The following is a 10,728-nucleotide window of genomic DNA, read 5'->3' on the forward strand; positions in this document are numbered from 1 at the left end:
GCAAGGAGAAAGAATCGAACAAAAAGGAAAAATAAATTATTTTTGATATAAAAATAGATTAAAAATGCAGTAAAATTAATTTATTTTTATTTCCCGCCTATAATGTTTTTCTTTATAAAAGTAGGCTTTCTGTGGCTTTTAGGGTGAGCTATGCTCGTATGATTATAAGGCTATAGTATGGCTTTTATAAGGCAACAAGTATACTATATAAAGCAGCGTAGCCTCTAAAAAAGAGGCTACGCTTATTATAACAATTAAAAAGCTTTATAACATTGTTTACAAATGAAGATTATGCCCCATACGTGTTTGCTTCGTTTTTAGGTAACGATAGTCGTACTTGTTAGGGGTAATCTCAATAGGAACGTTTTCGGTTATTTCCAGTCCGTATGCTTCTAAGCCCACTCTTTTGGTGGGATTGTTAGTTATTAACCTCATTTTGTGTACGCCAAGGTGTCGGAGCATCTCTGCGCCGCTACCATATTCTCTCTCATCTGGTCGGAATCCGAGGTGTATATTAGCATCAACGGTGTCTAAGCCTTGTTCTTGCAGTTTGTAGGCAGCTATCTTATTCATAAGTCCGATTCCACGTCCTTCTTGCTGCATATATATCAGTACTCCCTTGCCTTCTTCCTCTATCATCTTCATAGCCTTGTGCAACTGTTCGCCGCAATCGCACCGACAGCTTCCAAGTATATCTCCCGTAGCGCATGAAGAGTGTACTCGCACCAATATGCTTTCATCTTCTTTCCACTCTCCTTTTACTAAAGCCATGTGTTCTATGCCATTGTTTTTTTGTTGGAAAGGAATGAGCTGAAAGTTTCCATACATGGTGGGTAGTTCTACCTTTTCGCCCACTTTGATACCAGCTTCTCTGTCTAAGCGATAGGCAATAAGGTCTTTAATGCTAATAATCTTCATTCCCCACTCTTTGGCTTTCACCTGCAAATCGGGCATTCGTGCCATAGTGCCGTCTTCGTTCATTATCTCCATTAACACTCCTGCAGGGTAACAGCCGGCTAAGCGGCATAGGTCTACAGCTGCTTCTGTATGCCCTGAGCGCTGCAACACACCATTCTCTTGTGCGTAAAGAGGGTTTATATGCCCCGGACGTCCAAAGGTTTCGGGCTTTGAAGTGGGGTCGGCAAGGGCTTTTATGGTTTCGGCTCTATCGTGAGCAGATACTCCCGTAGAGCAGCCTTCAAGTTTGTCTACAGTAACCGTGAAAGGAGTTTCCAGCATAGAGGTGTTGTTAGGTACCTGATGTGGCAGCTCCAGTTCTGTAGCTCTTACTTTAGTGATAGGCACGCATAGCACTCCACGCGCATTTTTAAGCATGAAATTCACCTTTTCAGGAGTTATAAACTCCGCTGGCATTATTAAGTCGCCTTCGTTTTCACGATCTTCATCGTCTACAACGATAATGAATTTGCCTTTTTTAAAGTCTTGTAGTGCATCTTCAATGCTATCTAATTTAAAGTTTTCCATATAGTTACTATTTATAATTCATTTTTCTTTAACTTCTGCTTTTCTGTATTCTTTCTATGATATTATTATTAACTTTTGTTATTTCTTTTAGGTTTCTGTATAAGCGAAATCTGAAACGCCACATTCTTAAGTAAAAGAATATGCCCAGAGGTATTATGAGTGCTGAAACAATGTTCAGCCATTTTTTCTCAAATGGGCGTGTGTGTGCCTTAGTAGCAATGATAGGATACTTGTTTAGTTCGCTTAGTATAAAGCGATCTTTAGTATTACTCAAATCGTCTATAATATCTTCCAAAAGTGCGTTTAGCTGTTCTATCTTATGGTCGGCATGATATTTAAAGAACACTTTTATAGGGTTAGGAGGCGATGTGAGCCGCTTATCCTTGTGGTATCTTGCAATATCTTCATTAATCTGCTTAAGTATCAGAGCATCTTTATGATAATCAGGATCAGAGATAAGCACTTCTTTTCTTAATATGTTTCGCTTCATTCTAATGCCCAAGATGCGTTTTAAGGTGTTCTTATATAAGTCGGCATTAAAGAACATAGAATCGTTATTAGCCTTATATGTAAAAAACAAAGCCATAGGTATCAGTACTGCCGGCGAGAGTCCTTTACCAAACCATATAGCCCAAGCACCTTGCTGAGACATCTTATACCCTGTATTATCTAAGATATAGAATATTATAAAAACTATAACACTTACTATAATAGGCAGCCCGAGCCCTCCTTTACGTATAATAGCCCCAAGCGGAGCACCTATGAAAAAGAAGATAAGACAGGTCAGGGCAAGTGTAAACTTGTTAATCTCCTCTATAGTATGCTGCCTTATTATCTTATCAGCATCACTGGTTATCATGCTTTTAAACTCCAGTTCTCCCACTTCTTGCTGAACGTTAGCCAGAGCCATATCCACTACTGTTCGCCGTTTATCGGTGGGCAGATGAGCAAAAAGGGAATCGATATTAAAATGTTTAGAACTTTCTATCCTTCTAACCTTTTCCTGTTGCGCCGTTTTTAGTATAGGGTGTGGATAATATGCCTTCTGCATATCTTTATAATATGCTTTTCCTACGCTGTCATATACTTGTATTAGAGAGTCTTTATCGTGTTGTATCTTGGCTAAACTCTTTGTACGTGCATCGTTAGAGAGGCCAGCAACCTCAGTAAGACTAAAGTCGCCATTGAAGTCTATAACTATCTTTTTATGCGCAAAAGTTTCTCTACGATATGGCACGCTTGAGCTGTTTCCTATCTCTTGGTCGCGCATATTTTCAAACCACTCTCCATTCCATAGGTTAAGAACGAGGTGTTTTTTCTCTGCTGTAGACTGAAGCATACCCGAATCGGCAAGTATTATAGCCTGATCTTCGTAGCTATCGGTCATACGATACACCATTATATTATATAAATGGCCTGTTTTAAGATTTTTTTTCTCAACATAGAGGTTAGTTTGTGGAATGCCACTATAAAACACTCCTTCCGGTATTTCCAGCTCTGGGCTCTTTTGCTTCATAGATATAATAAGCTGATAGAGATGCTTCTGCGCTACAGGAGCAATATTATTCTGGAAATAAAACGATAATAGTGTTATAAGAATGGTTATGCCTATTAACCCTCTAAAAGACTGAAACAAAGATATTCCTGCCGCCTTTATGGCTGTTAGCTCCGAACTTTCGCCGAGGTTACCATAAGTCATCAGCGACGATAGCAACACAGCAAGCGGAAGAGCCTGTGGCACCATCATTAAAGCCATGTAACCAAAAAACTGTGCAAGCACATCTATGGTAAGCCCTTTACCTATAAGGTCGTCTACAAAACGCCATAAAAACTGCATCATCAGTACAAAAAGGCTGATGAAGAAAGTGCCTACAAAGAGTAAACCAAACTGCTTGGCAATGAATATATCTAATTTTTTGAAGCGTAACATTTATTAATGCACCGATGCATTGATATTTTATATTAGGTGCAAAAGTACATAAAAAAAGGGAGAACTTTGCTTTTTTACTTTTTATTCTTACCAATACCTTTCAAAAGGATATACTTTTTTTTTGATAGTGAAAAGACTTATTCCTTATTAACATTCTGATGTATTATCAAAAAAAGTTATACCTTTGTAGGGGAATATACATTTTATATATATAAAGATGTATAACACTAATATAACTTTTTCTATTATAGCAAATAATATAAACCTAAATATAAAAGCTAAAATGTGTGTTAAAAAAACTGTAGCATGTATGTTTTTCTTTGCTACTTCGTTGTTAGTAGCAGCGCAAAGCGTGTATACTATTTATCCTGTACCTCACAGCCAACAGCTCTTAGGAACAAGGGCTTCTTTTACAAAGGTGGTAAATGTAGTAGCAGATGCTTCTATAGATAATGTTACTGTGGGGCGTATTAAAGAGCTATTAGCATCTAAAGGGCTAAACGTACGGTTTGGTAAGGAAGCTAAGAATAGTCTTTCAAACGTCTTTCTTGGTGTGGCTCACAGCAATGATGTAGCTAACAAGATAGCAAAAAAATGGCATATAACGCCAGATGTGATTGATAAAAAAGGCAAGTTTGACAAACACTTGCTTTATCTTACCTCTCAAAAAGGTAGGGCTAACGTTCTTATACTTGGTGAGAACACCGATGCTACGTTTTATGGTATAGCATCTCTTGAGCAGATATTAGATAATGGTACGCAAAACTTAGCTTGTGTAAAGATAGAAGATTATGCTGACATACAATATCGTGGCGTTATAGAAGGCTATTATGGTGTGCCTTATACTGCCGAAACTACAAAAGACCTTTTCCGCTTTATGGCACGTTATAAGATGAACAGTTATATGTATGGTGCAAAGAGCGATCCTTATCATTCGCAAAAGTGGGAAGAGCCTTACCCCGACTCTATTACTTCTGAACAAAAAGCTATAGGCTATCTGTCTGCCCCTATGCTGCGTGATATTACCAAGACAGCCCATAATAATAAGGTGAACTTTATTTGGGCTATTCACCCTGGTAGTGCTTTCACCCAGAACAAGGGCAACAATGTTATAGGCAGGATAATGAATAAGTTTGAGAAGATGTATCAGCTTGGCGTGCGCCAGTTTGGCATTTTTGTAGATGATATTGGTGTACCTTTAGATAGTATTAGTCTTTCACTGAACGCAAAAAGGCTCACAGAAGCTCAGCAGGCTGTGGAGGCTATGTGGAACAAAGCATATAAATCGGCTGCCGACACGGTAAAACCTATCAACTTTGTGCCGCAGCTGTACGCTTATTCATGGTTTAACGACACCGTGCGACATAACTTTTTCAAGGCTTTAAGCCACACCCCGAAACAGGTTGTGGTATATATTACTGGGGCTAAGATATGGAGTGTGCCTAATTCGCACGACTTATCTGTGGTATCAAAGAGCTTTGGGCGTTCTTTAGCATGGTGGTGGAACTATCCATGTAATGATAACGACATGAGCAAACTTTTCATTAGCGATACTTATACTAACTTTGCCGACGAACGTTGGATAGACAACAACGCAAGGTTAGAAGCTACTTTAAATGGTGCAAGCGCATTAATATCTAATCCCATGCAGCAAGGAACAGCCTCTAAGATAGCCCTTTTCGGCTTAGGCGACTATGCTTGGAACCATAAAGGGTTTAATAATGAGAAGAGCTACAGAGCAGCCTTGTGCGCCGTAGTAGGCAAACAGCGTGCTAAGGCTTTTTGTCATGTGTCAAAATATCTGCGTTATTATGACGATAACCCACTAAAAGACCTTATTGCCGCATATAAGAAAGATGGGAAAACTACAGCTTTAAAAGCCGAAATGGAGCTTTTAATAAACGAATGTAACACCTTTGAGGTGATGAAGCGTTCTGCTAACGAGCCTGATAGCTTGCTTTATGCCGACATTAAGCCTTGGATAGAAAAGGTGAGCGATATGGCTTTTCTTATACATGAGATGCTTACAGCTATAGACGCAAAGAGAGAAGGTAAGCCTTTTGCGGCTTTCTATCAAAACAAGCTCTTATCGCTTGCTGCCGATTTAGACGATAACGGCAAATATAAGTTTAGTATTCTTAATGGTATGGGTGATGATATAAAGCTAAGTTACATATCAGCAGAGCCTTCACAAAAGGTTATGCGCCCATTTATAACCTTATTAGCAAAACAATTGCAAGGAGAATAATTCTTTATGCTTTATGCTTTTATTTATAAGCCACGAAGTAAATCAGGTTTACCTCGTGGCTTCTTCTTACGCTCTTCTTACGTTAGTATGCTAAGGAAAGAGAGTTTTCTTGTTTTCTTTAATATGTTATACCTTAAAGAAAGGGTTACTTAAAACCAGTATGTACCAGCCTCTGGGTTAGTATCACCTTTTAGTTGGTAATATAAGTTTTCTATTATTTCTTTGTAACTAAGCCCAAGATTGTTTTGTATAGTTTTTATTAATCGCTGCGTCTTTGGCTCTAAAGTTTCTATTTTGGGTAAAGATCCGTCTTCGCCCATTTCCACATCTCCAGAATATTCTTCTCCCCAACAAGCATAAACCATCACAGGTATATAGAAAGTAGGGTACCACAAGTTATCTTCTTCCTGCTCTTTCGTTGGAGTCCATGATGCTACCTGCCTATAGTTATGTGTGTGTTCGTTTAGATGGTCGTTAGTAATAAAGTCTACTTTCTTGTAAGTTATATGCTTTTTTCCTTTCGCTTCCATCAGCTTAACGGCAAGGTTGAAGGTTTGTCGGCTATATCCAAAGGTCATATATCCCTTAAATCCCATTGGGTTTTTTAGTCCGTTATATTCTGCCTTATCATCGTGCATGGTCTTCCCAAACGGTGTAGGATCAATATAATCATAGCGAAAGAAGTCGTTATTATTAGGATTATCTATATTTTTATCAAAATCGTTTAAAGGTTTTACATCTTCTGGTACAAAGAAGTGTTGTAACTTGTCTTCTTTCCCGTTAGCAACCATTTCTGCTGTAATATCTTTTCCATTAGCATCAAAATAGTGTATATCTAAAGCATAAGCCCTTGCACCCTCAGTGTTAAAATAACTGTTAGAGCTAAAGGCATAAAGATATTTTGGATTGTTTTTATCGGCTACCCACTGGTTGTTTTCTAATCTAAACTTAAAAGTAGGCTTTGGCGTTATAAACGTAGTGCCTGCCATTCTGGCGTTTTCATGAAAACCTGTATAACCATGTAGATGCCCGTAAACTATCTTAACCTCTACGCTTGCAGGTATAGGTCCTGAGAGGTGCTGTCCTTCTGTCTTCTTGCTATTATCTACAGGCATTTCGCTGCTGCATGCTATAAACGATACCACTATAAGGACTACGATGGTAAGGGAGAGTAATATGTTAAAAGTTTTTTTCATTGTTGATATGTTTTTAATTGTTATTTTTCTTTACTTAATCTCTATAGGTAATATAGCCTGAAAGTCCCACAGGGCGTTAGTAATCTGACCATTTGAGGGGATATAAAAATCGGACGCTTTATGGTTTTTATCAAATTTGCTCATATTTCCAGAGTGCATTAAAGATATTTTTAAATCAAATTTCCTTCCTGCTTCCTTAAAGATAACAAATCCTTTAAATCCCATTGGGTTTTCTTTTCCTATAAATTTTCCTTTGTAATCATCTGCATAGACATAATCGAAAGGCAGCTTGCTTTTATCATTTTCACGAATAGAGATATTATTTTTATCTGTTTTAAATAGTTGAAAGAAATGTTGATGTATTTTATCTTGGTCGTTTTCAAAGAACTGATCGTTCATAAGCTGATGGTCTTTATTATAATAATCTATCTTTAACATGTATACCGTCCTTGAATCTTTAGTGTTGTTTTTTACTACAAACTTATCACTACCCTTAGAAGTATCTATATGAAACCCCTGACTTTTCTTATCATGATTATTATCTACTGTATAATAGATAACCTGCGTATTGTTAGTAAGTATTACATCTTCTGGCAGGAGATTAGCAGAAAAGCTCTTCCCCTCTTTGAGCTTACCTTCTATGAGTGTAAACACAGAAGAGAAAGGATCTTCATGATGCTTGTTATTAATTTCGTTTTCAGGCTGAGCAGGATCGCTGCTACAACTTGCTATCATTATGCTACTTAATATGAGTAAGCTACTCAGTAATGTTGTAAATGTTAATCTTTTCATTGTTTATAAAAGTATTAATAGTTATTATTAAAATTTCCAGCCCATTGTTATACTGATGTTTCTTCCGAGATCGTGCGAATAATAACGTGCTCGGTTAGTATATTCTTTATACTCTTTATTAAAGACATTCTCGCCTATTACGCTAAGAGATAAAGTGTTATGAGCATCTATAGTCCATGACACTCCAGCTTCAAAACCAAAAAGATTATATGCCTCAGGAGCTGTGTTTATGAGGTCGGTACTTGGGTCGAACCTATACTGCCGTGCTACAAAGTTGTGGTTAAGAGCTATCCATGGTGCCCATTGCTTTATAGGTTTAGGTGTATAAGTAATGCTATGACTAAAGCGAAAAGAGGGTATATATGGTAGGTAGTTGCCTGTACTCTGCTCGTTAGCCCATATCATAGAGGTCATAAAATGGTAGTCTATAGAGTTTATAGGTAATATATGTAAATCGAAATCCATACCACGAAAGAAGGCATTAGTCTGCATATATTTAAATATAGGGTATGTGCCTGATATTACAGTGATATTTTCATGTGCAGGTCTGTCGTACATATAGTTCCTTATCCATTGTAGATAAGCATCAAGGCGTAGCTTAATATAAGTACTTTTATATTGCACTGACGTAACCCACTTATAACTGTTTTCAGAGCTAAGAGTAGAGTCGCCAATGATATATCTACCCGATCCAAGTTCGTTACCATTGCTATAAAGCTCGTAAACGTGTGGTGCGCGCCATGCAGCTCCGAAATTAGAATAAACTGTTAATAGCCTGTTTACTTTATATTGTGTACCTATGTTATAAGTAAAATTAGAGAAAGAGCGATGCCCCCCATAATAATGTCCAGTCCAATCGTATCCTGCTGCCTTAGTATCCTGCTTGTCGTATCTTGCTCCAAGCTCCACATTCCATTTGCTTTTATTATATTTTTGAATAGCATATATACCTAAAGTGTTTTCTACATAGTTAGGTATAATAGGTACTACACCTGTGCCGCGTTCGTTTTTGTGATTAGTATAACAATGTTGTATTCCCATTTCTGACTGCCATTCATCATACCTTTTATGCCAACGTATTTTGTTTTGCAGTGATTGTAAATGCAAACTTACCGCAGGTATTTCAGAAAGATTCTCTCTACGTATTCTGTTTTCTTTGCGATCATCTTTCTGAAAAGAAGATAACCAGCTAAAGTCTCCTATACCGTTAGCAGCGTAATACATCTTAAAAGTTACATTGTTATGTACCACATGCTGAAAAGGATATGTTATATGTCTGGTAAAAGGCGTAAAGACGACAGGCTTTCCGAGCGAGATACGTTCTGCAAGAAGGGAGGCTTCTCCCATCTGTGCATTAAAGAGCACACCCAGCTTAAGGTCGTATCTCGTAAAGAAGGTTTCCATACGTAGGCTTTTATGCTTAAATCCTAATGCTCCGGAGAAATTAAGCTCACGCGTCCCAGTGTTGTTAAGTATATACTTTGCAGAGTGTTGGTCGCCACTATTACTATATGTAGCTTGCACTCTCCATGCTAAATCGTTAAGAAAAGGCACAGAACCCTCTGCCCTACCTACTACCTGATAGCGTTTACCATTATCGCCATACATAGTAAGCAGCTTACCCTTTACATGCCTATTACCATAAGGCAACATAGCTTGCTGCATAACAATAACACCGCCAAGAGCTTCCGAGCCATATCTCACCGCTTCAGCACCTTTAACAACCTCTATCTTATCGCTACTGTTTTTATCTACCTCAGGAGCATGATCGTCGCCCCATTGTTGTCCCGTTTGGCGCGCACCGTTTACTATCATAAGCAAGCGGTTTCCATACATTCCATGCACCACAGGCTTTGATATCGTTGTACCCGTTCTTATGGCACTTACACCACTAATACGCTCAAGCATAGTAGCAAGCGACTGACCTAAAGAACGATCTATCGTAGTTTTATCTATCTGGCTGCTAATGGCGTTTACACTAACAAGTTTTCTTTCTCCACTTACAGTTATCCCTCCCAAGCTATATGTTTTAGACTGAACAGAGTCTGTCTGCGCACCTGCATGTTGCGGTTTTTGCGCATAGCTCTTAATAGAAGGAATCAAACTAAAGTTAGTAATACAAAAAAAAGTAAAACTAACATAGGCTTTTTTATTCATTCCTACACTATAAAATTTTTAAAAAATATATTAAACAACTTGGCACAACACTTCTTCTTAAAGCAACAACGTTAGTATAAACACAGATTATTAATAAACACACCTTTGTATATATAATATCCTATTTTATATACAAACGACATAAAAACATTGTGCCTAATAAAAAGAAACAAGCGTCTAAGCAAATCTTAGACAAGACTAAAAAGTGGGTGGAGAATGAGCATTAACAGAACTAACAGGACGCCAAACAGTAATTTCTTTTATTTCATAATGTGCTATAAGAATACCTACAAGAATAGGAGTAAAGATAATATTCTTTACTGATTCTGACTTTAGCCATATAAAATGACAGATAGAACAATAAGGCTTTATATCTGTGTCCTGATATACCTTTTGAGTTTTAGATGTTTGTGAGATGTTTTGGTAAAGGTGTAGGTCAAGACTTTTGCTTATATGAGATGCTGTGAACACTAATAACAGTATCCACGCATAAAACAAGCTATAACTCCTTTTCTTTACTAAACTCATCTTGCTGCTATATAGATTTTACAAATCTAATAATATCTATTGACAAAAGTATTATTTTTCATGCATTATCACGTATATAACATCTATTATTTAGCTAATATTAAGATTTCACCTGCTATAATAATAATGTATATACCCGTTGGCGGAATTAAAATAATAGATAAATTTATATGAAAGAAAAGTTGTACATACAAGAATTTATTTGTAACTTAGTATTGCTCAATACATTAAGTTATAAAATCAGTATGCACAACTTATATACAAATTTCGTAAAAATCCTTGATATATGCAAGCTATTCTCAAAAGATTTAGTAAATGAGCAAGGTAATATTCCACGCCCAGGCGTCGTTCCGAGATTTAGCGACCTTGAAATAGTATCGCTTTCCATAGTA

At 37.3% G+C, this 10,728-nt stretch carries 7 protein-coding genes and 1 pseudogene; 2 read left to right on the forward strand and 6 right to left on the reverse strand.

What is annotated here, in order from left to right:
* Positions 1–276 precede the first annotated feature (276 nt).
* Both F596_RS0102385 and F596_RS0102390 read right to left on the reverse strand, forming a co-directional pair.
* Positions 277–1,485, reverse strand: coding sequence for a bifunctional 3,4-dihydroxy-2-butanone-4-phosphate synthase/GTP cyclohydrolase II (locus F596_RS0102385; RefSeq protein WP_008450380.1), 1,209 nt, complete (start codon positions 1,483–1,485; stop codon positions 277–279).
* A gap of 28 nt (positions 1,486–1,513) precedes the next feature.
* Positions 1,514–3,415, reverse strand: a complete 1,902-nt coding sequence (locus F596_RS0102390) for an LptF/LptG family permease (protein ID WP_019035726.1) — start codon at positions 3,413–3,415, stop codon at positions 1,514–1,516.
* A gap of 217 nt (positions 3,416–3,632) precedes the next feature.
* Between F596_RS0102390 and F596_RS0102395 the strand changes: the two genes are divergently transcribed.
* Complete coding sequence (locus tag F596_RS0102395; protein WP_019035727.1) at positions 3,633–5,663, forward strand: beta-N-acetylglucosaminidase domain-containing protein; 2,031 nt, start codon at positions 3,633–3,635, stop codon at positions 5,661–5,663.
* Between the two features lie 149 nt (positions 5,664–5,812).
* Here F596_RS0102395 and F596_RS0102405 read toward each other — a convergent pair whose 3' ends face one another.
* The 4 genes from F596_RS0102405 to F596_RS0102420 all read right to left on the reverse strand — a co-directional run bounded on the left by F596_RS0102405 (position 5,813) and on the right by F596_RS0102420 (position 10,336).
* Complete coding sequence (locus F596_RS0102405) at positions 5,813–6,859, reverse strand: hypothetical protein (RefSeq protein ID WP_019035729.1); 1,047 nt, start codon at positions 6,857–6,859, stop codon at positions 5,813–5,815.
* A gap of 30 nt (positions 6,860–6,889) precedes the next feature.
* Positions 6,890–7,651: a hypothetical protein gene (locus tag F596_RS0102410; RefSeq protein WP_238292593.1), complete on the reverse strand. Its 762-nt coding sequence runs from the start codon at positions 7,649–7,651 to the stop codon at positions 6,890–6,892.
* 27 nt (positions 7,652–7,678) lie between these two features.
* The gene (locus F596_RS0102415) at positions 7,679–9,808 is read right to left on the reverse strand and encodes a TonB-dependent receptor (RefSeq protein ID WP_019035731.1); all 2,130 of its coding nucleotides are present in this window, start codon (positions 9,806–9,808) and stop codon (positions 7,679–7,681) included.
* 198 nt (positions 9,809–10,006) lie between these two features.
* The gene (locus tag F596_RS0102420) at positions 10,007–10,336 is read right to left on the reverse strand and encodes a hypothetical protein (RefSeq protein WP_008450365.1); all 330 of its coding nucleotides are present in this window, start codon (positions 10,334–10,336) and stop codon (positions 10,007–10,009) included.
* 170 nt (positions 10,337–10,506) lie between these two features.
* Between F596_RS0102420 and F596_RS11390 the strand changes: the two are divergent.
* Positions 10,507–10,728 (forward strand): annotated as a pseudogene (locus F596_RS11390) (IS982 family transposase); the annotation flags it as partial.

Origin of the sequence: Prevotella amnii DSM 23384 = JCM 14753 (assembly GCF_000378745.1) — a bacterium.
Lineage (GTDB): Bacteria > Bacteroidota > Bacteroidia > Bacteroidales > Bacteroidaceae > Prevotella > Prevotella amnii.

Bases quoted from the DNA above. Each gene is read 5' to 3' on its own strand.
- F596_RS0102385 (WP_008450380.1), bottom strand. From the start codon at position 1,485: ATGGAAAACTTTAAATTAGATAGCATTGAAGATGCACTACAAGACTTT.
- F596_RS0102390 (WP_019035726.1), bottom strand. From the start codon at position 3,415: ATGTTACGCTTCAAAAAATTAGATATATTCATTGCCAAGCAGTTTGGT.
- F596_RS0102395 (WP_019035727.1), top strand. From the start codon at position 3,633: ATGTATAACACTAATATAACTTTTTCTATTATAGCAAATAATATAAAC.
- F596_RS0102405 (WP_019035729.1), bottom strand. From the start codon at position 6,859: ATGAAAAAAACTTTTAACATATTACTCTCCCTTACCATCGTAGTCCTT.
- F596_RS0102410 (WP_238292593.1), bottom strand. From the start codon at position 7,651: ATGAAAAGATTAACATTTACAACATTACTGAGTAGCTTACTCATATTA.
- F596_RS0102415 (WP_019035731.1), bottom strand. From the start codon at position 9,808: ATGAATAAAAAAGCCTATGTTAGTTTTACTTTTTTTTGTATTACTAAC.
- F596_RS0102420 (WP_008450365.1), bottom strand. From the start codon at position 10,336: ATGAGTTTAGTAAAGAAAAGGAGTTATAGCTTGTTTTATGCGTGGATA.